General features: G+C 71.0%; 20 protein-coding genes. 18 read left to right on the forward strand and 2 right to left on the reverse strand.

Annotation, left to right across the window (positions count from 1 at the left end):
• The first annotated feature begins 123 nt into the window (after window positions 1-123).
• The 9 genes from AC1DV7_RS15840 to mmsB all read left to right on the forward strand — a co-directional run bounded on the left by AC1DV7_RS15840 (window position 124) and on the right by mmsB (window position 12,826).
• On the forward strand, window positions 124-1,671 hold the full coding sequence (locus tag AC1DV7_RS15840; protein ID WP_477598177.1) for a PGAP1-like alpha/beta domain-containing protein: 1,548 nt from the start codon (window positions 124-126) through the stop codon (window positions 1,669-1,671).
• Entirely contained in the window at window positions 1,668-3,413 is a 1,746-nt protein-coding gene (gene menD, locus AC1DV7_RS15845; protein WP_477598179.1) for a 2-succinyl-5-enolpyruvyl-6-hydroxy-3-cyclohexene-1-carboxylic-acid synthase, read from the forward strand. The genes AC1DV7_RS15840 and menD overlap by 4 nt, the downstream gene beginning before the upstream one ends.
• 137 nt (window positions 3,414-3,550) lie before the next feature.
• Entirely contained in the window at window positions 3,551-4,564 is a 1,014-nt protein-coding gene (locus tag AC1DV7_RS15850; protein WP_477598180.1) for a LacI family DNA-binding transcriptional regulator, read from the forward strand.
• A 147-nt stretch (window positions 4,565-4,711) separates the two neighbouring features.
• Window positions 4,712-6,382, forward strand: coding sequence for a ribulokinase (gene araB / locus AC1DV7_RS15855; protein WP_477598182.1), 1,671 nt, complete (start codon window positions 4,712-4,714; stop codon window positions 6,380-6,382).
• Window positions 6,379-7,074, forward strand: coding sequence for an L-ribulose-5-phosphate 4-epimerase (locus AC1DV7_RS15860; RefSeq protein ID WP_477598184.1), 696 nt, complete (start codon window positions 6,379-6,381; stop codon window positions 7,072-7,074). The genes araB and AC1DV7_RS15860 overlap by 4 nt, the downstream gene beginning before the upstream one ends.
• A complete protein-coding gene (gene araA, locus AC1DV7_RS15865) occupies window positions 7,071-8,570 on the forward strand; it encodes an L-arabinose isomerase (protein WP_477598185.1) in 1,500 nt (499 codons plus the stop codon). The genes AC1DV7_RS15860 and araA overlap by 4 nt, the downstream gene beginning before the upstream one ends.
• A 99-nt stretch (window positions 8,571-8,669) precedes the next feature.
• The gene (gene chvE / locus AC1DV7_RS15870) at window positions 8,670-9,755 is read left to right on the forward strand and encodes a multiple monosaccharide ABC transporter substrate-binding protein (RefSeq protein ID WP_477598207.1); all 1,086 of its coding nucleotides are present in this window, start codon (window positions 8,670-8,672) and stop codon (window positions 9,753-9,755) included.
• 99 nt (window positions 9,756-9,854) lie between these two features.
• Window positions 9,855-11,405, forward strand: a complete 1,551-nt coding sequence (gene mmsA, locus AC1DV7_RS15875) for a multiple monosaccharide ABC transporter ATP-binding protein (protein WP_477598187.1) — start codon at window positions 9,855-9,857, stop codon at window positions 11,403-11,405.
• Between the two features lie 2 nt (window positions 11,406-11,407).
• Window positions 11,408-12,826, forward strand: coding sequence for a multiple monosaccharide ABC transporter permease (gene mmsB, locus AC1DV7_RS15880; RefSeq protein WP_477598189.1), 1,419 nt, complete (start codon window positions 11,408-11,410; stop codon window positions 12,824-12,826).
• Between the two features lie 31 nt (window positions 12,827-12,857).
• On the opposite strand, the gene AC1DV7_RS15885 is transcribed toward mmsB, so the two are convergent.
• Together AC1DV7_RS15885 and AC1DV7_RS15890 are read right to left on the reverse strand one after the other, a co-directional pair.
• Window positions 12,858-13,508, reverse strand: coding sequence for an HAD family hydrolase (locus tag AC1DV7_RS15885; protein WP_477598190.1), 651 nt, complete (start codon window positions 13,506-13,508; stop codon window positions 12,858-12,860).
• Complete coding sequence (locus AC1DV7_RS15890; RefSeq protein WP_477598192.1) at window positions 13,505-14,809, reverse strand: isochorismate synthase; 1,305 nt, start codon at window positions 14,807-14,809, stop codon at window positions 13,505-13,507. The genes AC1DV7_RS15885 and AC1DV7_RS15890 overlap by 4 nt, the downstream gene beginning before the upstream one ends.
• Window positions 14,810-14,884: 75 nt before the next feature.
• On the opposite strand from AC1DV7_RS15890, the gene AC1DV7_RS15895 reads away from it, so the two are divergent.
• From AC1DV7_RS15895 to AC1DV7_RS15935, 9 genes are all read left to right on the forward strand, one after another.
• Window positions 14,885-15,583: a demethylmenaquinone methyltransferase gene (locus AC1DV7_RS15895; RefSeq protein ID WP_477598194.1), complete on the forward strand. Its 699-nt coding sequence runs from the start codon at window positions 14,885-14,887 to the stop codon at window positions 15,581-15,583.
• 117 nt (window positions 15,584-15,700) lie between these two features.
• Window positions 15,701-17,023 (forward strand): geranylgeranyl reductase family protein, encoded by a 1,323-nt coding sequence (locus tag AC1DV7_RS15900; protein ID WP_477598196.1) that lies wholly within the window; start codon window positions 15,701-15,703, stop codon window positions 17,021-17,023.
• 118 nt (window positions 17,024-17,141) lie between these two features.
• On the forward strand, window positions 17,142-17,504 hold the full coding sequence (locus AC1DV7_RS15905) for an NADH-quinone oxidoreductase subunit A (RefSeq protein ID WP_477598197.1): 363 nt from the start codon (window positions 17,142-17,144) through the stop codon (window positions 17,502-17,504).
• A gap of 21 nt (window positions 17,505-17,525) precedes the next feature.
• Complete coding sequence (locus tag AC1DV7_RS15910; RefSeq protein WP_477598199.1) at window positions 17,526-18,155, forward strand: NuoB/complex I 20 kDa subunit family protein; 630 nt, start codon at window positions 17,526-17,528, stop codon at window positions 18,153-18,155.
• Window positions 18,156-18,274: 119 nt separating this feature from the next.
• On the forward strand, window positions 18,275-19,003 hold the full coding sequence (locus AC1DV7_RS15915) for an NADH-quinone oxidoreductase subunit C (RefSeq protein WP_477598208.1): 729 nt from the start codon (window positions 18,275-18,277) through the stop codon (window positions 19,001-19,003).
• A complete protein-coding gene (locus AC1DV7_RS15920) occupies window positions 19,003-20,355 on the forward strand; it encodes an NADH-quinone oxidoreductase subunit D (RefSeq protein ID WP_477598201.1) in 1,353 nt (450 codons plus the stop codon). Before AC1DV7_RS15915 ends, AC1DV7_RS15920 begins: the two co-directional genes overlap by 1 nt.
• Entirely contained in the window at window positions 20,355-21,260 is a 906-nt protein-coding gene (gene nuoE / locus AC1DV7_RS15925; protein ID WP_477598202.1) for an NADH-quinone oxidoreductase subunit NuoE, read from the forward strand. The genes AC1DV7_RS15920 and nuoE overlap by 1 nt, the downstream gene beginning before the upstream one ends.
• Window positions 21,257-22,570, forward strand: coding sequence for an NADH-quinone oxidoreductase subunit NuoF (nuoF, locus tag AC1DV7_RS15930; RefSeq protein WP_477598203.1), 1,314 nt, complete (start codon window positions 21,257-21,259; stop codon window positions 22,568-22,570). The genes nuoE and nuoF overlap by 4 nt, the downstream gene beginning before the upstream one ends.
• Window positions 22,567-24,088: NADH-quinone oxidoreductase subunit G (locus AC1DV7_RS15935; RefSeq protein WP_477598205.1), on the forward strand; the 1,522-nt coding region annotated here is incomplete at its 3' end. The genes nuoF and AC1DV7_RS15935, both read left to right, overlap by 4 nt.

Consider the following 24,088-nt stretch of genomic DNA (forward strand, 5'->3'; position numbering starts at 1 on the left):
CGCTGGCCCTGCGCCACCGGGCCGCCGAGCTGGACGAGGCCGGCGACCTCCTGCACGCCCATGCCGTCGCCGTCGACGAGGCCCTGGCACGGCTCGCGCGGCTGGCCGGGCTGGAGGGTGCTGGTGACCCGCACGGCTGACGGCACGCCGCCCTCGTCGGGCGGCCACCTGACCGTGCGCGGCGGGACGGGTGGCACCTCGGTCGGGCTGGAGTCCCTGGACCAAGCCGCGGCGACCCTGCTGCGCGTGTCGCGGGACGTGGCGGAGGTGGCCGGGCGGCTCGCCGTCGCCGCGGCGGACCCGGTGCTGGTGGCGACGAGCCTGCTCAACCCGGCGACCGCGGCCCGCGCCGAGGTGGCGCTCGGAGCCTGCCTCGCCCCACACCGAATCGTCCGCGACGTGGTGGAGCTCGCCTCGCTGGCGACGGCTGTCCGCGCGGCCACGTGCGCCTACCGCGCGGTCGAGGAGGGCGTCATGTGCTCGGTGGAGGCTGTCCAGGACGCCGTCATGCTGGGCGTCGGCGCCCAGTGGCCCGCGGTCACCCTGGCCGCGGCCGGGCTCGAGGTCGCAGGCGTGGACCAGGGTGCGGCGCTCGACCGGACGGTGTTCCTCGCGCCGTGGACGGCCGACCTTGCGGGCGGTGCCGAGGGCCTGGTGCTGGGGGCAGCACTCAGCCCGCTGTCGGCGGTGCCGTTCGGGACGGCGCTCGCCCTCGACGCGGCCACCGGCGGGGTTGGCTCCGCTCCGGGCTACGAGGACGGGGTCCGCGTGCTGTCGCTCGCCGCCTCCGGGGTCGGCCTGCTGTCGGAGCCGAGCCTGGTGCGCGTGGTGCCGAGGCCGGCGCCGCGCGCCGGCGCCGGGGCGCCGAGCAACCTCGCCGACCTCACCCGCGACCAGCGAAACCTCAGCGACGGCGAGGACTACCCCGGCCACGTCCGGGTCGTCGAGGTGCCGCAGCCGGCCGGGGGTTCGGCGTGGGTCGTCGAGGTCAGCGGCACCCAGGTGTGGGACCCCAGAGCCGGGGGCAACCCGTTCGACCTGACGAGCGACGTGCGGCTGACGGCCCAGCAGCCGACCGCGCTGACGGCAGGAGCGGCGCAGGCACTCGCGCTGGCGCAGGCCGACGCGGCGGCGGCTCGGGCCGCCGGAACTGCTGCCCGAGCGGCTGGGGGCGCTCCCCGCGACGTCGCCGACGAGCCCGTGCTCCTGGTCGGTCACAGCCTCGGCGGGATCGCCGCCTCGGCGCTCGCCACGTCCCCGACGTTCACCGCCGGTCACCGGGTCACCCACGTCGTCACGATGGGTTCGCCGGTGTCCCGGGCCGCGATGGCCCCGTCGGTCGAGGTGCTCTCGCTGGAGCACCACCAGGACGCCGTGCCGCGCCTCGACGGCCAGCCCAACCCTGACAGCCGCCACTGGGTGACGGCGACCCGTGACCTCGCCGACGACCCGGAGGCCCGGACGGCAGCGGCGGCGCATGACGGGACGGAGTACGTCGAGACCGCCGCCCTCGTCGACGCCAGCGACGACCCGTCCGTCGTGCACTGGCGTGAGTCGGCGCGAGCGTTCTTCGTCGCGGACCGGTACGGCGCCCCCGTCATCCGCGACTACCGGCTCGAGCGGGTGGGCCCACAGGACGCCGCCTCCGGGGTGGCACAATCCGAGCCGTGAACCCGTCGACCGCCATGGCCACCGTGCTGGTCGACGAGCTGGTCCGCTGCGGCGTGCGCCACGCGGTGCTCTGCCCTGGGTCGAGGTCGGCGCCGCTCGCCTACGCGCTGCACGAGGCCGAGCGCGCTCGCAGGCTCACCCTCCACGTCCGGGTCGACGAGCGGTCCGCGGGCTTCCTCGCCCTGGGGCTGGCCAAGCTGACGCGCGTGCCGGCGGTGGTCGTGACCACCTCCGGCACTGCCGTGGCCAACCTGCACCCGGCGGTCCTCGAGGCCCACCACGGTGTCGTCCCGCTCGTGGTGCTGAGCGCCGACCGTCCGGTGGAGCTCCGGGGGACCGGCGCCAACCAGACGACCACCCAGCCGGGCCTGTATGCCGGCGCGGTCCGGTGGTCGCGCGACCTCGCCGCCCCGGTGCGCGAGGTGGGCGAGGTGGAGCGCTGGCGTGTGGCTGCCAGGGACGCTGTGAGCCACGCGGTCGGGGCGGACCCCTCCGGCGAGCCCGGTCCCGCGCACCTCAACGTCCAGCTTCGTGAGCCCCTGGTGCCCACCCAGGGCGCCGACTGGCCCGAGTCCCTGACCGCCTCCGGGCACCCGGTGCCGGTGGCCGAGCGAGTCCCCGACGATGAAAGGCTCACTGCGGCCGCAGAGTTCGCTCGCGAGCCGCGCACCCTCGTCGTGGTGGGGGACCTGCCTGACCCGGAGCAGTTCGGGCGGGTCCTGGCGTGGGCCCGCAGCCACGGGTGGCCGGTGGTGGCCGAGCCGTTCGGCACCCATCCCCGTGACGGCGTGACCCCGCATGCCCCCCTCGTCCTCGCCAGCGACAGCTGGCTCGACGCCCATCTCCCGTCGCGGGTGGTGGCTGTGGGCCGCCTGACCCTGTCCCGGCCGGTGGCGGCGCTCCTGCGCCGACCGGGGGTGCGGCTCGAGGTCGTGCGGACCCACCGGTGGATCGAGTCGGCACCGACGGTGGCGCGCGTCTGGGAGCCGGAGGTCCTCGACGTCCTGGGTGGGCACGCGGCAGGGGCGACGACGTCGAGTTCCGACCTTCGCTGGGCGGCGGCCTGGGCGGACGCGGGGCGGGCCGTGGGCGCGGTCCTGCCCGCCGGCTCTCCGGCAGGCGGTGGCGAGCAGGACCCTGGCGCCGACGGGATGCGCAGCATCGACGTCGCGGACGTGCTGTGGCGTGAGATCCCTTCCGGTGCAACACTTTTCGTCGGCCCGTCGAACAGCGTGCGCGACCTCGACCTGACCGCAGGCGGGCGTGACCGTGCCCTGACCGTGGTGGCCAACCGCGGGCTGGCGGGCATCGACGGGTGCGTGTCGACGGCGAGCGGCATCGCGCTGGCTGGGCCGGGACCGACCTACGCGTGGATGGGCGACCTGACGTTCCTGCACGACGCCAACGGCCTGCTGGTCGGGCCCCTCGAACAGCGGCCCGACCTGACCTTGGTCGTCACCAACGACGACGGCGGCGGCATCTTCACGCTGCTCGAGCCGGGGGAGCCCGAGCGTGCAGCCGACTTCGAGCGGCTCTTCGGCACCCCGACCGGCACGGACCTCGCGGCGTTGTGCGCCGCCCACGGAGTGGCCCACGAACGGGTCACCACTGCGCAGCAGCTGGCGGTCGCCGTGTCGAGGCGGCCGCGGGGGCTGACCGTCGTCGAGGTCCCGGTGCGCCGCGACCTGCACCGTGGCAGCCATGCCGCGCTGCGCGACGCCGCCCGGTCCGTCCTGGCCTGACCCGCGGTGCGGCCATGTCTGCACGGTGCCCGGTCGGTGCCCGGGCGCCGACCAGCCGCGTGCCCCACTGCGCACCCCACGGGCGACCTGCGATAGTCGTCCGGCAGAGGCGATACGCCACCCGGGAGGAGGGACCCATGAGCACCACGGCACGGTCGGCACCACGGCTCGAGGACGTCGCGCGCGTCGCGGGGGTCTCCCACCAGACGGTCTCGAGGGTGATCAACGGGTCGTCGAAGGTGGCTCCCGCCACGCGCGACCGGGTCCTCGATGCCGTCCGCGAGCTCGGCTACCGGCGCAACAACGCGGCCCGTGCGCTGGTGACGCAGAAGTCCGGCGTCATCGGCGTGGTCGCCGCCGGGCTCGGCTACTTCGGGCCCTCAAGCACCGTCGTCGGGCTGGAGCTCGCGGCCCGAGCCCAGGGCTACAGCATCGTGCTCGCCTCGCTGCCGGACGTCACTCCGGAAGCCACCTCCGAGGCGATCGACCACCTGGTGTCCGAATCGGTCGAGGCGATCGTCCTCATCGCGCCCGACGACACCGGGCTCGACCTCGGCATCGGCTCCACGCTGCCGATCCCGGTCGTGGTCCTCGACGCCGAGCCGGGGCGCGCGAGCTTCGCGGTCGGGGTGGACCACGAGGCCGGCGCCATGCTGGCCACCCAGCACCTGATCGACCTCGGTCACGAGCGCATCGCGCACATCAGCGGCCCGCCCGACTGGTACCAGGCCCAGGCCCGCGAGACCGGCTGGCGCCGCAGCCTCGCCAAGGCCGGCTTGCCCGCCCCCGACGTCCTCGTGGGCGACTGGAGCGCCTCGAGCGGCTACTCGCTGGGTCGCGAGCTGGCGGCCGAGGGAACCGCGACCGCGGTCTTCGTCGCGAACGACCAGATGTCGATCGGGCTCCTGCGGGCGCTGGCCGAGGCCGGCCTGCGGGTGCCGCAGGACGTGAGCGTGGTGGGGTTCGACGACATCCCGGAGTCGGAGTACTTCACCCCACCGCTGACGACGGTCCGCCAGAACTTCGTGGCCCTGGGCCGCGGGGCGCTGGAGCTGCTCACCGAGGGCATCCGTGGCGAGAGCGCCTCGGGCTCGGTGGTCGTCCCGCCCAAGCTCGTGGTCCGGGCGTCCACGGCCCGACGGCATACCTGAGGCATCAGGGTCCCCACGCACGAAAGTTTCGGCGAACCCCTTGACGGGGTCGGATGTTAGCGTTAACACTACGGGTTAGCGCTAACACAGTGCTCCCGCACCACCGCCCGGAACCACCGCGCCGCCCGCTCGCCGAGGAGCTGTTCAATGCCGAACGAGGACCGCACCGAGTCGTACGTCGTGGGCGTGGACTTCGGCACCCTCTCGGGACGCGCGCTGGTCGTCCGGGTGAGCGACGGCGCCGAGCTCGGCACCGCGACCTGCGCCTACCCGCACGGGGTCGTCGACTCGGTCCTGCCGGGCACCGGCCAGAAGCTCCCGCCCGAGTGGGCCCTGCAGGTCCCGACCGACTACGTCCACGTCCTGCGCACGGCGGTCCCCGAGGCGGTCCGGCTCGCCGGCATCGACGCGGCCGACGTGATCGGCATCGCCACCGACTTCACCGCGTGCACCGTGCTGCCGACCCTCGAGGACGGCACGCCGCTGTGCGAGACCGCGGAGTTCGCGTCCGAGCCGCACGCCTACGTCAAGCTCTGGCGCCACCACGCGGCGCAGGGCCAGGCCGACCGGATCAACGCCCTCGCCGCCCAGCGCGGGGAGTCGTGGCTGCCCCGCTACGGCGGGTTCATCTCCTCGGAGTGGGAGTTCGCCAAGGGGCTCCAGCTGCTGGAGGAGGCCCCCGAGGTGTATGCCGCGACGGATCGCTGGGTCGAGCTCGCGGACTGGATCGTGTGGCAGCTGTGCGGCGAGTACGTGCGCAACGCCTGCACCGCCGGCTACAAGGGGATCCTCCAGGAGGGCGAGTACCCCTCACGCGAGTTCCTGGCCGAGCTCAACCCCGGGTTCGCCGACTTCGTCGATGACAAGCTCCAGCACCGCATCGGCCAGCTCGGCGAGGCGGCCGGTCGGCTCACCGCCGAAGCGGCCCGCTGGACCGGCCTGCCCGAGGGCATCGCGGTCGCCGTCGGCAACGTCGACGCGCACGTGTCGGCCGCCGCGGCCCAGGCCGTGGAGCCCGGCCAGATGGTGGCCATCATGGGCACCTCCACCTGCCACGTCATGAACGGCGCGGTCCTGCGCGAGGTGCCCGGCATGTGCGGGGTCGTCGACGGCGGCATCGTCCAGGGCCTCTGGGGCTACGAGGCGGGGCAGTCCGGGGTCGGCGACATCTTCGGCTGGTTCGTCGACGGCTCGGTCCCGCAGGGCTACCGCACCGCGGCGCACGAGCGCGGGCTCAGCGTCCACGAATACCTCAGCGAGCTCGCCTCCGAGCAGCCGATCGGCGGTCACGGTCTCGTCGCCCTCGACTGGCACAGCGGCAACCGCTCGGTCCTCGTCGACCACGAGCTGTCCGGCCTGGTCGTCGGGCAGACCCTCGCCACCCGCCCCGAGGACACCTACCGCGCGTTGCTGGAGGCCACGGCCTTCGGCGCCCGGGTCATCGTGGAGACCTTCGCCGAGGCAGGGGTCCCGGTCACCGAGTTCATCGTCGCGGGGGGCCTGCTGCGCAACCCGCTGCTGATGCAGGTCTACGCCGACGTGCTGGGGATGCCCCTGTCGGTCGTCACCTCGGAGCAGGGGCCGGCCCTCGGGTCGGCGATCCACGCGGCGGTCGCCGCCGGTGCCTACCCCGACATCCGCAAGGCCGCGGGGGCGATGGGCGGTCGCGAGGTCGCCGCCTACCAGCCCGTGCCGGCCAACGTGGCGGCCTACGACGAGCTGTTCGCGGAGTACCGGACCCTGCACGACTACTTCGGCCGTGGCGCCAACCCGGTGATGCGCACCCTCAAGGCGATCCGTCGCAGGGCGCACGCATGAGCGCCACGACGAGCGCCGCCGTGCGCGAGGCCGTCGAGCAGCTGCGACAGGACGTCGCCGGCCTGCACGCCGAGCTCACCCGCAACGAGCTGGTCGCGTGGACCGCCGGCAACGTGTCGGGCCGCGTCCCGGGGGCTGACCTGTTCGTCATCAAGCCGTCGGGGGTGTCCTACGACGACCTGACGCCGGAGGCGATGGTGGTCTGCGACCTCGACGGGCGCCTGGTCGACGGCCAGCACCAGCCGTCGTCCGACACCGCCGCCCACGCCTACGTCTACCGCCACATGCCAGAGGTCGGGGGAGTGGTCCACACCCACTCGACCTACGCGACCGCGTGGTGCGCTCGTCGCGAGCCGATCCCGTGCGTGCTGACGATGATGGCCGACGAGTTCGGCGGGGACATCCCCGTGGGGCCGTTCGCGCTCATCGGGGACGACTCGATCGGGCGCGGCATCGTCGAGACGCTCCGGGGCAGCCGCTCCCGGGCGGTGCTGATGGGCGGCCACGGCCCGTTCACGATCGGCCGCACCGCCCGCGACGCCGTCAAGGCCGCCGTGATGCTCGAGGACGTCGCCCGGACCGTCCACGTCGCGCAGCAGCTCGGCCAGACCTGGCGCCTCGACGACGCGGACATCGACCAGCTCCACGACAGGTACCAGAACGTGTACGGACAACAGGACGGAAACCGATGAGCAGCCACCAGATCTGGTTCCTGACCGGCAGCCAGGGCCTCTACGGGGACGACGTCCTCGAGCAGGTCGCGAGCCAGTCGCGGGTCATCTCGGACGCCCTCGCCTCCGCGCAGGCCATCGTCCCCGAGGTCGTCGCGAAGCCGGTGCTCACCGACTCCGACGCCATCCGCCGGGTCATGCTCGAGGCGAACAGCGCCGACGAGTGCATCGGGGTCATCGCCTGGATGCACACGTTCTCGCCCGCGAAGATGTGGATCTCCGGGTTGGAGCGGCTGCAGAAGCCGTTGCTGCACCTGCACACCCAGGTCAACCGCGACCTGCCGTGGGCCACCATCGACATGGACTTCATGAACCTCAACCAGGCCGCCCACGGCGACCGGGAGTTCGGCTACGTCCAGTCCCGCCTGGGTGTCCAGCGCAAGACCGTGGCCGGCCACGTCAGCGACCCCGCGGTCGTCGAGGGCGTCGCGACCTGGGCGCGTGCCGCGACCGGCCTGGCCGCGGTGCGCGCGCTCAAGCTGGTCCGGTTCGGCGACAACATGCGCGGTGTCGCGGTGACCGACGGTGACAAGGTCGAGGCCGAGCGACGCTTCGGCGTGTCGGTCAACACCCACGGCGTCAACGAGCTGGTGGCCGTCGTCGACGCCGTCGCCGACGAGGACGTCGCCGCTCTGGTCAAGGTGTATGCCGAGGAGTACGACGTGGTGCCCGAGCTCACCTCCGCGGGCGACCGGCACGACTCGCTGCGGTATGCCGCGCGGATCGAGCTGGGGATGCGCCAGTTCCTCGTCGAGGGCGGGTTCGGCGCGTTCACCACCAACTTCGAGGACCTCGGCGGGCTGCGCCAGCTGCCCGGCCTGGCCGTGCAGAGGCTGATGGCCGACGGCTACGGCTTCGGCGGCGAGGGGGACTGGAAGACCTCGGTCCTGCTGCACACCCTCAAGGCCATGGCGGCCGGCCTGCCCGGCGGCACCTCGTTCATGGAGGACTACGCCTACCACCTCGCCCCGGGCGCCGAGCTGATCCTCGGAGCGCACATGCTCGAGGTCTGCCCGACCATCGCCAGTGCCAGACCGCGCGTCGAGATCCACCCGCTGGGCATCGGCGGCCGTGAGGACCCGGTCAGGCTCGTGTTCGACGCCGCCCCCGGCGAGGGCCTCACCGTCGGCATGGCCGACCTCGGTGACCGGTTCCGCCTGGTGGGCAACGCGATCGACGTCGTCGACCCGCTCGCCGAGCTGCCGAAGCTGCCCGTGGCCCGGGCCGTCTGGAGCCCTCGTCCCGACCTGCGGACCTCCACGACCTCGTGGCTCACCGCCGGGGGACCCCACCACACCGTGCTCTCGACCGCGCTGCGGCGTGAGCACCTCGATGACTTCGCCGAGATGGCGGGCGTGGAGCTCGCCTTCATCGACGACTCCACCACGACTCGTGGGTTCGCCCAGGAGCTGCGGTGGAACAACGCCTACCACCGACTCGCCCAGGGCCTTTCCTGAGGGTTGGTGAAGGCACGCAGCAGCACACGCAGGACACTCGATCAGCCGGCAACAGCGCAGGTTGACTTGCACAGAATGGAGCACACAGTGGTGCGCAGAATGATTGCGGCTCTCGCGGTCGGTGCCCTGGCTGTCGGCCTGAGCGCCTGCGGCCGGCAGACCGACGGCACCTCGGGCGGCGGGTCCGCCGCGTCCGGCAAGGGCACGATCGGGGTCGCGATGCCGACCAAGACGTCCGAGCGATGGATCAAGGACGGCAACTACATCAAGCAGCAGCTCGAGGCGGCCGGCTACAAGGTCAACCTCCAGTACGCGAACGACGACATCCCCACCCAGGTCACCCAGGTCAACGACATGGTGACCAAGGCCAACCAGGTCCTCGTCGTCGCCTCGATCGACGGCACCGCCCTCAAGGGTGCGCTCAAGGAGGCCAAGGACGCGGGCATCCCCGTCATCGCCTACGACCGGCTGCTCCGTGACACCGACGCCGTCGACTACTACACGACCTTCGACAACCTCAAGGTCGGCAAGCTCCAGGCCGAGTCCCTCCTGAAGGGCCTCGAGGCCAGCGGTGCCCCGAAGCCGTGGAACGTCGAGCTCTTCGCCGGGTCGCCGGACGACAACAACGCGACCTTCTTCTTCAACGGCGCGATGGAGGTCCTCAAGCCGAAGATCGACTCGGGTGACATCAAGATCGCGTCGGGCGAGACGGACTTCAAGACCGTGGCGACCCTGCGCTGGGACGCTGCCGTCGCCAAGAAGCGCATGGAGAACGTCCTGACCAAGGCCTACTCGAAGGCCGACGTCAACGGGGTCCTGTCGCCGTACGACGGCCTGTCCCGCGGCATCATCGCGGCCCTCAAGGGCAGCGGCTACGGCAGCGGCGGCAAGAAGCTCCCGGTCGTGACCGGCCAGGACGCCGAGCTCGAGTCGGTCAAGTCCATCCTCGCGGGTGAGCAGTACTCCACCGTCTTCAAGAACACCCGTGACCTGGCCCAGGCCACGGTGAAGATGATCCAGGAGATCGCCGACAAGAAGACCGTGACCGTCAACGACACCGAGTCCTACGACAACGGCGTCAAGAAGGTCCCGACCCAGCTGCTCGAGCCGGTGGCGGCCGACAAGGAGAACATCAAGCAGATCCTCCTCGACGCCAAGTACTACACCGACGACCAGCTGAAGTAGCACCACCCTGATCGCCCGGTGGTGGCGGCGTCTCGCGTGCCGCCGCCACCGGGTTCCAAGGGCCACCGCAGGACCCGAACGACCCACCCATCCAGACCCATGCAACGAGGCGTGACGATGAGCGATCCCATCCTGTCGATGCGCTCCATCACCAAGGTGTTCCCCGGCGTCAAGGCGCTGTCGGACGTGAGCCTTGAGGTGGCGCGCGGCGAGATCCACGCGATCTGCGGCGAGAACGGCGCCGGCAAGTCGACCCTGATGAAGGTGCTCTCGGGTGTGTACCCGTACGGCAGCTACACCGGCGACATTGACTTCGAGGGCCAGCCCTGCGAGTTCAAGGGCATCCGCGAGAGCGAGAGCGCGGGCATCGTGATCATCCACCAGGAGCTGGCCCTGGTCCCGGAGCTGTCCATCCTCGAGAACCTGTTCCTCGGCAACGAGCAGGGCAGGGGTGGGGTCATCAACTGGCTCGTCGCGCGACAGCGCGCGCTCGAGCTGCTCGCCCGGGTGGGGCTCCGCGAGGACCCGGACACCCCGATCCGCGCGATCGGCATCGGCAAGCAGCAGCTGGTCGAGATCGCCAAGGCGCTGGCCAAGGACGTCAAGCTCCTCATCCTGGACGAGCCGACTGCCGCCCTCAACGACACCGACTCGCGGCACCTGCTCGACCTCCTGCTCGGCCTCAAGGCCAAGGGGATCACCTCGATCATGATCTCCCACAAGCTGGGCGAGATCGAGGAGATCGCGGACTCCATCACCATCATCCGGGACGGCCGCACGATCGAGACCCTCGACATCACCCGTGGGGAGATCAACGAGGACCGCATCATCCGCGGCATGGTGGGACGCGACCTCGACCACCGCTTCCCCCCGCACGAGCCCTCGATCGGCGAGACCCTGCTCGAGATCCGTGACTGGTCGGTCGGTCACCCCGAGGACTCCGGACGCCTCATCGTCAAGGGCGCGTCCCTGACCATCCGGCGAGGAGAGATCGTCGGCCTCGCGGGACTGATGGGCGCCGGTCGCACCGAGCTCGCCCGCAGCGTGTTCGGCCAGTCCTACGGACACAAGGTGAGCGGCGAGCTGGTCAAGGAGGGACGCGCCGTCAAGGCCAACACCGTCCAGCAGGCGATCGACGCCGGGCTCGCCTACGTCACCGAGGACCGCAAGAGCCTCGGGCTGAACCTCCTCGACAGCGTCAAGGTGTCGATCACGGCTGCGGGGCTCAAGAAGATCCGTCGACGCGGCGTGGTCGACGAACGCGCGGAGGTCGTCGCGGCCAACCGCTACCGCACGAGCATGAACATCAAGACCCCGTCGGTCGAGTCCGGCGTCGGGAAGCTCTCCGGCGGCAACCAGCAGAAGGTCGTCCTCGGGAAGTGGATGTTCACCGAGCCCGACGTCCTGATCCTCGACGAGCCCACCCGCGGCATCGACGTCGGGGCCAAGTACGAGATCTACGAGATCATCAACCAGCTCGCGGACAGCGGCCGGGGCGTGCTCGTGATCTCATCCGAGCTCCCCGAGCTGCTCGGCCTCTGCGACCGCATCTACACCCTCTCCGCCGGCGTCATCACCGCCGATGTCCCGCGCGAGCGCGCGGACCAGGAAACGCTCATGCGCTACATGACCCAGCGAAAGGCAGACTGACCATGGCCACCCAGACCGCACCCGAGCGCGTGGAGGAGCCAGCAGCCCCTGCTCCGTCGCTGCTCAGTGAGATCCGCCGGAGCATGAGCGGCAACATCCGCCAGTACGGGATGATGATCGCCCTGCTGCTGCTCGTCGTGATGTTCCAGATCCTCACCGACGGCCTGTTCCTCCAGCCACGCAACGTCACGTCGCTGCTGGTCCAGAACGGCTACATCCTCATCCTTGCGATCGGCATGGTGATGGTCATCATCGCCGGGCACATCGACCTGTCGGTCGGCTCGGTGTCGGCCTTCGTCGGTGCCACCGTGGCGCTGTCGATGCAGCGCTTCGACCTGCCGTGGCCGGCGGCCATCCTCCTGGGCCTCGCCCTCGGGTGCCTCGTCGGGGTGTGGCAGGGCTTCTGGGTGGCGTATGTCGGGATTCCCGCCTTCATCGTGACCCTCGCCGGCATGCTGCTCTTCCGCGGTCTGGACCTGATGATCCTCAACGCCGAGAGCATCCCGGTGCCCGAGTCGTTCCAGAAGATCGCCAACGGGTACATCCCCGAGATGGGGCCGGTGACCGGCTACCACAACCCCACGCTGGTCCTCACGCTGCTGGCCGTCGCCGTCATCGTCTGGCTGGAGCTCAAGAAGCGGTCCGAGCTGCGCAGCTACGGCATCGCGGTCCCGCGGCTGGTGATCTCGGTCCTCAAGCTCGTCGTCATCTGTGGGCTGCTGCTCATGTTCGGACTGCTGCTGGCTTCCTACAAGGGAGTCCCGGTCGTCGGGCTCATCCTCGGTGGCCTGGTCATCCTCTACACGTTCATCACGCAGCGGACCGTCCTCGGTCGCCACATCTACGCGGTCGGCGGCAACTCCAACGCCGCACGGCTCTCCGGGGTCGACACCCGTCGCGTCGACATGTTCGTCATGGTGAACATGGGCTTCCTGGCCGCCATCGCGGGCATGGTCTTCACGGCATACCTCAATGCGGCGAACCCCAAGGACGGGGTGAACTTCGAGCTCGACGCGATCGCGGCGGTCTTCGTCGGCGGCGCAGCCGTCGCGGGGGGCGTCGGCACGGTCACGGGCTCGATGATCGGTGGCCTCGTCATGGGGGTCCTCAACCTCGGCCTCGCCAACCTCAGCGTCGACTCGAACTTCGTCCAGATCATCAAGGGCCTGGTGCTGCTCGGCGCCGTCGCCTTCGACGTCTACAGCAAGTCGCAGGGCAAGCCGAGCTTCATCGGCATGATCCTCAAGGGGTTCCAACGAGGCGGAGGTGACGGCTCTGGCAGCCCGGGCGGCGGGACCGGTCCCTCGACCCCGGTCGCCGAGGGCGAGGAGGGCACGGGGTTCCGCAACGCCAGCCGGTCCCACACCGGGGTGGTCGAGAGCAGCGCCGCCCCACCGAGCCCACAGCCCAGCGCGGGCTAGGTGTGTACCGGCCCGCTGCGCCCGCCCCGCCTCAGTGGGTCGGGCGCAGCGGCAGGCCTCGGACGACGAGGTCCTCACGAAGCGTCTCGGGATCGGTGAAGCGGATCGCGTCCAGCCCCGCCTCGAGCGCCGCCATCACGTTGGTGGCGCTGTCGTCGATGAAGATGCTGTCGTCGAGCCCGCCCCGGTGCCTGATCCGCTCCTCGAGCACCTCGAAGATCTCGGGGTCGGGCTTCCCGACGCCCTCCTCGCCGGACACGATGATGTCCTCGAACAGGTCGAGGAACTCGAAGCGGTCGAGGGCCCGCGGGAACAGCTCTGCCGACCAGTTCGTCAGCGCGAACAGGGGCACCTCGGCCTCGTGCAGCTCGCGCAGGATCGCGACCGTGCCCTCGATCTGCTCGACCATCGAGGCGTCGAAGTTGGCGCGGTAGGCGCGGATCTCCTCGGCGAGGTGAGGGTGGGCGGCCACGGCCGACTCCTCGGCCTCGGCGATCGGGCGGCCGAAGTCGTTCGCGGTGTTCCAGGCCCCGAAGTCGAAGGCCTCGTCGGCGAGGAAGGCCGCGGCGCGCTCCTGGCCCACGGCCGCGGCGATGGCCGGCGCCGGGTCCCAGCGGATGAGGACGTTGCCGAGGTCGAACACCACGGCGTCGACGGGGTTCGGGGCGAGCTCGTGGCTCATGAGGCCTGGACGAGGTCGGTGTCGGTCAGGGCGTCGCGCATCGGGACGAGCTTGGCGTCGGACTCGGCGACCTCGGACTCGGGGTCGGACCCGGCGACGATGCCGCACCCGGCGAACAGCCGCATCGCCGAGGCGTCGCCGGGCTCGAACGCCCCGCAGCGCAACGCGATGCCCCACTCGCCGTCACCGGAGGCGTCCATCCAGCCCACCGGGCCGGCGTAGCGCCCCCGGTCCATGCCCTCGAGCTCGCCGATGACCCGGTCGGCCACCGCCGACGGGGTGCCGCACACGGCGGCGCTGGGGTGCAGGGACGCGGCAAGGCTGAGGGACGTCGCGTCGTCGGCGAGGACACCGGCGACGTCGGTGGCGAGGTGCATCACGTTGGACAGGTGCAGGACGAACGGCGACTCAGGGACGTTCATCGACGAGCAGTGCGGGCGCAGGGCGTCGGCGACCGACCTGACCGCGTACTCGTGCTCCTCGAGGTCCTTGCTCGAGCGGGCCAGCGAGGCGGCCAGCGCGAGGTCGTGCTCGTCGTCGCCGGTGCGGCGGATCGTGCCGGCCAGCACCCGTGAGGTGACCAGGCCCTTCTCGAGGCGCACCAGCATCTCGGGGGTGGCGCCCACGAGCCCGTCGACCGAGAACACCCACGTCGTGTCGTAGCGCTCGGCGAGCCGGGAGAGCAGCCAGCGCGGGTCGATCGACTCGTCGGCGCTCACCCGCAGGTCGCGGGCGAGGACGACCTTGTCGAGCTCGCCGTCGGTGATCCGCTGGACGGCACGCGAGACCGACCCGGCCCACTGCGTGGGCGACAGGGCGCCGTCGGCGAAGGCGACCCCCTGGGGCGAGCGCGGCGTCGACGGGTGCGGCACGACCGGCGGCGGCAGCTCGGAGTCGGTGCCGATCGAGGTCACCCACCAGCGGCCGTCGCGGGCGCCCACGACGACCTCGGGCACGACGAGCGTGGCCCCGACGGGCGAGTCCGCGGCATACGAGACCGACCCGAAGGTGACCGGGCCGGTGCCGGGGAGACGGACGTCGTCGCGCACGACGGCGTTCTCGACCAGCGAGCGCCACCAGCGCTCGGCGGCGGCGAACCGGTCCGGGCCGTGGGCGGTGAACTCCAGGGCGCGGCCCCAGCCGACGAGTCCCTCGCCACGGCGCACCCAGCTCGCGAGCTCGCGCGGGTCGGCCGCGTCGGGCAGCAGCGCGAGCAGCGCACCGGGGTCGTCGAGTGCCACGGTGCGGGCGACGACGGGTATGCCGCGTGGCTGGCTCGCGGGCGCGGGGAGGCTGGTCATGTCGGGGAAAGCCTACGGCGGGGGTGGGTGCGGTCCGCGACAGGAGGTCGCCTCGGCGGGTGCGAGGATGTCGCCATGAGCCGCGCCAGCCTGGACAAGGACCCCCGCGACGTCGCCGCGATGTTCGACGACGTGGCGGGCAAGTACGACCTGACCAACGACGTCCTGTCGCTGGGGCAGGACCGGCTGTGGCGCCGGGCGGTCCTCAAGGCCGTGGCCGCGCAGCCGGGCGAGACGGTCCTCGACATCGCCGCGGGCACCGGCACGAGCAGCGAGCCGTTCGCGGCTGCAGGCGTCAACGTCGTGCCGGCGGACTTCTCGCTGGGCATGCTGCGCGTGGGCAACCGTCGCCGGTCCGACCTGGGCTTCACGGCCGCCGACGCCATGCGGCTGCCGTTCGCCGACGACAGCTTCGACGCCGTGACGATGTCGTTCGGCCTGCGCAACGTCGCCAGCGTCGACGCGGCGCTCGGGGAGTTCCTGCGGGTGACCAGGCCGGGTGGCCGCCTCGTGGTCTGCGAGTTCAGCCAGCCGGTCAACGCGGCCTTCCGCAAGGTCTACTCCGAGTACCTCATGCGCTCCCTGCCGCCGATCGCGCGCAAGGTGAGCAGCAACCCCGAGTCGTACGTCTACCTCGCCGAGTCGATCCAGGCGTGGCCCGACCAGCGCGCCCTGGCCGCCACCGTCCAGCGGGCGGGCTGGACCGAGGTGGCGTGGCGCAACCTGACCGGCGGCATCGTGGCCCTGCACCGGGGCACCAAGCCGCTCGCCTGACCTCGGCACGGGGGTCGCGAGCGGGTTAGGTTCGCCTCACTGGTGACCGGGAGGCCGGGCGGGAATAGACTCCGCATTTGAAGTTCGTGAAGTTGTTCACAAGCGTGTGAGGCAGGCGTGACAGAGACCATCAGCGGGGCTGGCGTGACCACCCCGGCGACCGAGACGGCCGACGTGATCGTCGTCGGTGCGGGGCCCGGCGGGTCAGCCACCGCGGCCTACCTCGCGATGAGCGGGCTGGACGTCCTCCTGCTCGAGAAGACCAGCTTCCCGCGCGAGAAGGTCTGCGGGGACGGCCTGACGCCCCGCGCCGTCAAGGAGCTCATCACCCTCGGGATCCCCACCCCCGAGGAGGACGGCTGGATCAAGAACCACGGCCTGCGGATCATCGGTGGCGGGATGCGCCTGTCGCTGCCGTGGCCGGACCTCGCGTCGTTCCCCCCGTACGGGCTGGTCCGCACCCGCCAGGACTTCGACGACATCCTCGCCCGGCACGCGGTGAAGCACGGCGCGCGGCTGCGCGAGTCCACCAACGTGACCGGCCCGATCCTCGACGGGTCGGGCGCGATCGTCGGGGTCACCGCCAAGGCCGTCGACGACAAGGGGCGCTCCACCGGGCCCGAGCTGCGCTACACCGCCCCGCTCGTCGTCGCGGCCGACGGCAACTCCTCGAGGCTGTCCCTGTCGATGGGTCGCGAGAAGCGCGAGGACCGCCCCATGGGCGTCGCCGTCCGCACCTACTACACGAGCCCGCGCCACGACGACGACTACCTCGAGTCCTGGCTCGAGCTGTGGTCGACCGACGACGCCGGCAAGAAGGTCCTCCTGCCGGGCTACGGCTGGATCTTCGGCGTCGGCGACGGCACCTCGAACGTCGGCCTCGGCATCCTCAACACCTCCAGCGCCTTCGGCAAGACCGACTACAAGGACGTCATGCGTCGCTGGGTCGCGACCATGCCCCAGGACTGGACCTACAACGACGAGACCATGGTCGGCCCGATCCGTGGCGCCGCGCTGCCGATGGGCTTCAACCGGCAGCCGCACTACGACAACGGCCTGCTCCTGGTCGGCGACGCCGGCGGCATGGTCAACCCGTTCAACGGCGAGGGCATCGCCTATGCGATGGAGTCGGGCCGGCTCGCCGCCGAGGTCATCGCGCAGGCGTTCGCCCGCACCACCGACGCCCAGCGCGAGCGCGTCCTGCAGTCCTACCCGACGGTCATGGCCGACGCCCTCGGCGGCTACTACACGCTGGGTCGCTACTTCGCCAAGATGATCGGCAACCCCGAGGTCATGCGGCTGGCGACCAAGTACGGCCTACCCCGCACGACGCTCATGAAGTTCCTGCTCAAGGTGATGGCCAACCTCGCCGAACCCCACGGCGGCGACGCGAGCGACCGCCTCATCACGGCCCTGTCCAAGATGGCTCCGGACGCATGACCAGCCACGACGGGGGCCGGGGTGCAATCTGCACGTGCGCCCATAGGATTGGGCCGCACCGCAACCGTGTGAGCAGCGACACACCCGGCAACGACAACGGAAGGGGAGTGGCACGGCGATGAGCAACCCCTACGTCCCCTTGCTTTTCCTGCTGGCCATCGGCGGCGGCTTCGCCGTCTTCTCGGTGGGTGCGGCGGCCGTCTCCGGCCCCAAGCGCTACAACCGCGCCAAGCTCGACGCCTACGAGTGCGGGATCGAGCCCACGCCGCAGGCCGCCGGGGGCGGACGCGTGCCGATCAAGTACTACCTGACGGCCATGCTCTTCATCATCTTCGACATCGAGTCGGTGTTCCTCTACCCGTTCGCGGTGGCCTTCGACCAGCTCGGCCTGTTCGCGCTCGTCGAGATGGTGCTGTTCATCCTGACCGTGTTCGTCGCCTACGCCTACGTGTGGCGTCGCGGCGGGCTCGACTGGGACTAGCCGGGATCTGAAGAGGACATCATGGGAATCGAAGAGAAGCTGCCCGCAGGCTTCCTGCTGACCACGGTCGAGCAGGTCGCCGGCTACATGCGCAAGAGCTCGGTCTGGCCGGCCACGTTCGGCCTGGCCTGCTGTGCCATCGAGATGATGGCCGTCGGCACGCCCGACTACGACATCGCCCGGTTCGGCATGGAGCGGTTCTCCGCGACGCCGCGCCAGGCCGACCTGATGATCGTCGCCGGGCGCGTCAGCCAGAAGATGGCCCCGGTCGTGCGCCAGGTCTACGACCAGATGCCCGAGCCRAAGTGGGTCATCTCGATGGGCGTCTGTGCCAGCTCGGGCGGCATGTTCAACAACTACGCGATCGTCCAGGGGGTCGACCACATCATCCCGGTCGACGTCTACCTGCCGGGCTGTCCGCCCCGTCCGCAGATGCTGCTCAACGCGATCATCACGCTGCACGAGCAGATCCAGGGTTCCAAGCTCGGCGTCAACCGCGTCGCCGCCGCCCGCGCCGCCGAGGCGGCCGCGCTCGACGCCACCCCGACGCACCAGATGACCGGGCTGCTCGCCCAGGGCGCCGGGTCCCAGCACACCCACGCCCACGACCACCTGCACGTCACGGACATCACCCGGGGAGGTGCCGCGTGACCGACGCCAAGCAGGGCGACGACCCGACCCGGGCCACCGCCAACAGCGACATCCTCGGCAACAAGGTCGACGACGCGGCTGCCGAGAAGGGCGACGTCCCCGACCAGCCGGCTCCCGCGATCGCCGGTGAGACGACCGGGCGCGACCCCCACAACCTGCCCGCCGCACCCGGTACGACGCCCGACCCCGTGGTCATCGGCGAGCGCCGGGGCATGTTCGGCGCAGCAGACACCGGCGACACCACCGGCTACGGCGGCGTCGTCCGGCAGGTCCTCTTCCCCGCAGCAGCGGTCCGTCCCTACGGCGGCTACTTCGACGAGGTGGCCGACCACCTCGAGCGCGGGCTGGGTGGTGGCAGCGCGTCGTACTCCGAGGCGGTCGAGCGCGCCGTCGTCGACCGTGGCGAGCTGACCCTGTTCGTGCGCCGCGAGCACCTGCGTGCCGTCGCCCGGGCGCTGCGCGACGACCCTGCGCTGCGCTTCGAGATGTGCACCGGCGTGTCCGGTGTCCACTACCCGCAGGAGGCCGGCCGCGAGCTCCACGCGGTCTACCACTTCCTGTCGATCACCCACGGCGGACGCCGGGTCCGCGTCGAGGTCACCGCACCCGACTCCGACCCGCACATCCCCTCGATCGTCGAGATCTACCCGGCGAACGACTGGCACGAGCGCGAGACGTGGGACATGTTCGGGATCCAGTTCGACGGCCACCCGTCACTGACCCGCATCCTCATGCCCGACGACTGGCCGGGCCACCCGCAGCGCAAGGACTACCCCCTCGGCGGAATCCCCGTCGAGTACAAGGGCGCCACCGTCCCGCCGCCGGACCAGCGGAGGTCTTACAGCTGATGACGACCACTCACGACGACATCTACGCCACGTCCGGCGCCGACGCCGCAGCCTCCGAGGGTGCGCATGTCTTCAACGCGACCGGTGGCGACTGGGACCAGCTGGTCGACGAGGCCGCCGCCCTCCACGAGGAGCGCATCGTCGTCAACATGGGTCCCCAGCACCCGTCGACGCACGGCGTGCTGCGCCTCATCCTCGAGCTCGACGGCGAGACGGTGACCGAGACCCGCGCGGGCATCGGCTACCTGCACACCGGCATCGAGAAGAACATGGAGTTCCGCACCTGGACCCAGGGCGTGACGTTCTGCACCCGCATGGACTACCTCACGCCGTTCTTCAACGAGGCCGCGTTCTGCCTGGCCGTCGAGAAGCTGCTCGGCATCACCGACCAGATCCCCGAGCGGGCCAGCGTCATCCGCGTGCTGATGATGGAACTCAACCGGATCACCTCCCACCTCGTCGCCCTGGCGACCGGCGGCATGGAGATGGGCGCGACGACCGTGATGACGGTCGGCTTCCGCGAGCGCGAGCGGATCCTGTCGATCTTCGAGATGGTCACCGGGCTGCGCATGAACAACGCATTCATCCGCCCCGGCGGTGTCGCCCAGGACCTGCCGCCCGGCGCCATCGACAAGGTGCGCGACACGATCCCGTTGGTGCGCAAGGGACTCGGCGAGCTCGAGCTGCTGCTCAACGAGAACCCCATCCTCAAGGGCCGCACCGTCGACGTCGGTTACCTCGACCTGTCGGGCTGCATGGCCCTCGGCATCACCGGGCCCATGCTGCGCTCGACCGGCCTGCCGCACGACCTGCGCAAGCTCGACCCCTACTGCGGCTACGAGACCTACGACTTCGAGGTCATCACGCGCACCGAGGCCGACGCCTACGCCCGCCTGCGCATCCGCATCGACGAGATGTACGAGTCCCTCAAGATCGCCGAGCAGTGCATCGACCGGCTCGCTGCCGCGCCGGGCCCGGTCATGGTCGCCGACAAGAAGATCGCCTGGCCGGCCCAGCTGGCCATCGGCGGAGACGGCATGGGCAACAGCCTCGACCACATCCGCGAGATCATGGGCACCTCGATGGAGTCGCTCATCCACCACTTCAAGCTGGTCACCGAGGGCTTCCGGGTGCCCCCCGGCCAGGCGTATGCCGCGGTCGAGAGCCCCAAGGGCGAGCTCGGCTGCCATGCGGTGTCCGACGGAGGGACGCGCCCGTACCGTGCGCACTTCCGCGACCCGTCGTTCAACAACCTGCAGGCCACGGCCGTGATGTGCGAAGGCAGCCAGATCGCCGACGTCATCGTCGCCGTCGCCTCGATCGACCCCGTCATGGGAGGCGTGGATCGCTGATGGAGCACTACGGGATCCAGACCGCCTCGGGTCACCTCACGGTGGCGCCGGAGAGCAAGGAGCCGTACGCCGCTGACGTGCTGGCGGGGCTGTACGCCGACGCCGAGCAGGTCGTCGCGAAGTACCCGCAGAAGCGCTCGGCGCTGCTGCCGCTGCTGCACCTCGTGCAGAGCGTCGACGGCTACGTCACGGGCCGTGGCATCGACTTCTGTGCCGCGGTCCTCGACCTCACCACCGCCGAGGTCTCCGGCGTCGCGACGTTCTACACGCAGTACAAGCGCCACCCCAACGGCGAGTACACCGTCGGGGTCTGCACCAACACGCTCTGCGCGATCATGGGCGGCGACCAGATCTGGGACGAGGTCTCCGAGCACCTGGGCATCGGGCACGACGAGACGACCCCCGACGGCAAGATCACCCTCGAGCGGGTCGAGTGCAACGCCGCGTGCGACTTCGCGCCCGTCGTCATGGCGAACTGGGAGTTCTTCGACAACCAGACCCCCGAGTCCACCAAGACGCTGGTCGACGACCTGCGCGCCGGCAAGGCGGTCAAGCCGAGCCGCGGCCCCAACACCGTGTGCACCTTCAAGCAGGTATCCCGCGTCCTCGCGGGGTTCCACGACGGCCTCGCCGACGAGGGCGTGGGCGCCGGCCCGGCCTCCCTCGAGGGCCTGCGGGTCGCCAAGGACAACGGCTGGACCGCCCCGAACGGCAAGGGCGGCCAGACGGCCACCAGTGACCAGCAGCCCGAGGCGACGTCCGACGAGACGGCGCCAGGGCGGCATACCTCCACCGACAGCGGCGCCAACGCGCCCGACGAGGCGGTCGACGACAAGCCGGCCACGCTCTTCGACGAGAACGACGGCAAGGCTGGCGACAAGTCCTCCGGGAAGGCTGACTCATGAGCACGACGCTGACCCCGATCCTCACCAAGTTCTGGGACGACCCGCAGTCCTGGACGCTCGAGACGTACGAGCGCAACGAGGGCTACCAGGCGCTGAAGAAGGCGCTGGGCATGAAGCCCGCCGACCTCGTCCAGATGACCAAGGACTCCGGTCTGCGCGGCCGCGGCGGCGCGGGCTTCCCGACCGGCATGAAGTGGGGCTTCCTGCCCCCGCCGGACGGCGGTCCCCGCTACCTCGTGGTCAACGCCGACGAGTCCGAGCCGGGCACCTGCAAGGACATCCCGCTGATGATGGCGGCGCCGCAGTTCCTCATCGAGGGTTGTGTCATCACCTCCTTCGCGATCGGCTGCAACCACGCCTTCATCTACCTGCGTGGTGAGGTCGTGCACGTCTACCGCCGCCTGCTGCGCGCGGTGGAGGAGGCGTATGCCGCGGGTCACCTCGGCACGAACATCCACGGCTCGGGCTTCGACCTCGACATCACCGTGCACGCCGGCGCCGGCGCCTACATCTGCGGCGAGGAGACGGCGCTGCTCGACAGCCTCGAGGGCCGTCGCGGCCAACCGCGGCTCAAGCCGCCGTTCCCGGCGGTCGCCGGTCTCTATGCCCGGCCGACGGTCGTCAACAACGTCGAGTCGATCGCGTCCGTCCCGCCGATCCTGCTGCACGGTGCCGACTGGTTCGCCGACATGGGCACCGCCAAGTCCCAGGGCTTCGGCATCTTCAGCCTCTCCGGCCACGTCAAGCGCCCGGGCCAGTACGAAGCGCCGCTCGGCATCACGCTGCGCGAGCTGCTCGACATGGCCGGTGGCATGCGTGACCCCAACCACGACCTGAAGTTCTGGACCCCCGGCGGTTCCTCGACGCCGCTGTTCACGGCCGAGCACCTCGACACGCCCCTCGACTTCGAGTCGGTGGCGGCGGCGGGCTCCATGCTCGGCACGCGTGCCCTGCAGATCTTCGACGACACCACGTGCGTCGTGCGCGCGGTCGACCGCTGGACCGACTTCTACAAGCACGAGTCGTGTGGCAAGTGCACGCCCTGTCGCGAGGGCACGTGGTGGCTCAAGCAGATCCTGGGCAGGCTCGAGCACGGACAGGGGTCCGAGGAGGACCTCGACAAGCTGCTCGACATCTGCGACAACATCCTCGGCCGCAGCTTCTGCGCGCTCGGTGACGGTGCGACCAGCCCGATCACGAGCAGCATCCAGTACTTCCGTGACGAGTACCTGCGGCACCTCACGCACGGGGGCTGCCCGTTCAACCCGAAGGACTCCACGCTGTTCGCGAAGGAGAAGGCGTCCGCATGACCGCCGTAGCCGACACGAAGGACACGCAGCCTGCTGTCGAGATGGTGAACCTCACCGTCGACGGCGTGGCCGTGGCCGTCCCCAAGAACACCCTGGTGATCCGGGCCGCCGAGCAGATCGGCGTCGAGATCCCGCGGTTCTGCGACCACCCGTTGCTCGAGCCGGTCGGCGCCTGCCGCCAGTGCCTCGTCGACGTCGCGACCCCGGGTCCCGACGGCACGCTCCGCGCGATGCCCAAGCCGCAGGCCTCGTGCACGATCACGGTGTCCGAGGGCATGGAGGTCAAGACCCAGCACACGTCGCCGGTCGCCGACAAGGCGCAGCAGGGCGTCATGGAGCTGCTGCTCATCAACCACCCGCTGGACTGCCCGGTCTGCGACAAGGGTGGCGAGTGCCCCCTGCAGAACCAGGCGATGAGCAACGGCCGGGCGGTGTCGCGCTTCGCGGACGTCAAGCGCACCTACCCCAAGCCGATCAACATCTCCAGCCAGGTGCTGCTCGACCGCGAGCGCTGTGTCCTGTGCGCCCGCTGCACCCGGTTCTCCGAGCAGATCGCGGGTGACCCGTTCATCGCGCTGGTCGAGCGGGGTGCCCTCCAGCAGGTGGGCATCTACGAGGAGCAGCCGTTCGAGTCCTACTTCTCCGGCAACACCGTGCAGATCTGCCCGGTGGGTGCGCTGACCGGTGCGGCCTACCGCTTCCGCAGCCGCCCGTTCGACCTCATGTCGACGCCGTCGGTGTGCGAGCACTGCGCGTCCGGCTGCTCGATCCGCACCGACCACCGTCGTGGGGTCGTCCTGCGCCGCATGGCGATCAACGACCCGGTGGTCAACGAGGAGTGGAACTGCGACAAGGGCCGCTGGGCCTTCCAGTACGCCAACACCGGGGACCGGTTCCAGTTCCCGATGGTCCGCGACGAGGACGGCGAGCTGCAGGTCGCGTCCTGGCCCGAGGCGCTCGAGGCGGCGGCGGCCGGCCTCAAGGCGGCCAAGGGTGTCGGGGTGCTCACCGGTGGACGGGTGTCCGCCGAGGACGCCTACGCCTACGGCAAGTTCGCCCGCGCCGTGCTGTCGACCAACGACATCGACTTCCGCGCCCGCCCGCACTCCGCCGAGGAGGCCGAGTTCCTCGCCTCGTCGGTGGTCGCGACCGGCCCCGAGGGTGGTGCGGTCACCTACGCCGACCTCGAGACTGCCACGACCGTCGTCCTCGTGGGCTTCGAGCCCGAGGAGGAGTCGCCGATCGTCTTCCTGCGCCTGCGCAAGGCATTCCGCAAGGCCAGGACCTCCGTCTACGCCGTGGCGCCGTTTGCCACGCGCGGGCTCGACAAGCTCGGGGGCACGCTGGTCCCCGCCGCTCCGGGCACCGAGGCCGAGGTGCTCCGTGCGCTCGGCGACGGCGTCACCGGTGACGGGGCTGCCGCCCGGGCCGCGCAGGCCCTGCAGGGCGACGGCGTCGTCATCCTCGTCGGCGAGCGCCTGGCCACCGTGCCGGGTGCCCTGTCGGCCGCCGCGGCCC

It is taken from the genome of Pedococcus sp. P2_E4 (genome assembly GCF_056403935.1).

Bases quoted from the DNA above. Each gene is read 5' to 3' on its own strand.
- AC1DV7_RS15850 (WP_477598180.1), top strand. From the start codon at position 3,551: ATGAGCACCACGGCACGGTCGGCACCACGGCTCGAGGACGTCGCGCGC.
- araB (WP_477598182.1), top strand. From the start codon at position 4,712: ATGCCGAACGAGGACCGCACCGAGTCGTACGTCGTGGGCGTGGACTTC.
- AC1DV7_RS15860 (WP_477598184.1), top strand. From the start codon at position 6,379: ATGAGCGCCACGACGAGCGCCGCCGTGCGCGAGGCCGTCGAGCAGCTG.
- araA (WP_477598185.1), top strand. From the start codon at position 7,071: ATGAGCAGCCACCAGATCTGGTTCCTGACCGGCAGCCAGGGCCTCTAC.
- chvE (WP_477598207.1), top strand. From the start codon at position 8,670: ATGATTGCGGCTCTCGCGGTCGGTGCCCTGGCTGTCGGCCTGAGCGCC.
- mmsA (WP_477598187.1), top strand. From the start codon at position 9,855: ATGCAACGAGGCGTGACGATGAGCGATCCCATCCTGTCGATGCGCTCC.
- mmsB (WP_477598189.1), top strand. From the start codon at position 11,408: ATGGCCACCCAGACCGCACCCGAGCGCGTGGAGGAGCCAGCAGCCCCT.
- AC1DV7_RS15885 (WP_477598190.1), bottom strand. From the start codon at position 13,508: ATGAGCCACGAGCTCGCCCCGAACCCCGTCGACGCCGTGGTGTTCGAC.
- AC1DV7_RS15890 (WP_477598192.1), bottom strand. From the start codon at position 14,809: ATGACCAGCCTCCCCGCGCCCGCGAGCCAGCCACGCGGCATACCCGTC.
- AC1DV7_RS15895 (WP_477598194.1), top strand. From the start codon at position 14,885: ATGAGCCGCGCCAGCCTGGACAAGGACCCCCGCGACGTCGCCGCGATG.
- AC1DV7_RS15905 (WP_477598197.1), top strand. From the start codon at position 17,142: ATGAGCAACCCCTACGTCCCCTTGCTTTTCCTGCTGGCCATCGGCGGC.
- AC1DV7_RS15920 (WP_477598201.1), top strand. From the start codon at position 19,003: ATGACGACCACTCACGACGACATCTACGCCACGTCCGGCGCCGACGCC.
- nuoE (WP_477598202.1), top strand. From the start codon at position 20,355: ATGGAGCACTACGGGATCCAGACCGCCTCGGGTCACCTCACGGTGGCG.
- nuoF (WP_477598203.1), top strand. From the start codon at position 21,257: ATGAGCACGACGCTGACCCCGATCCTCACCAAGTTCTGGGACGACCCG.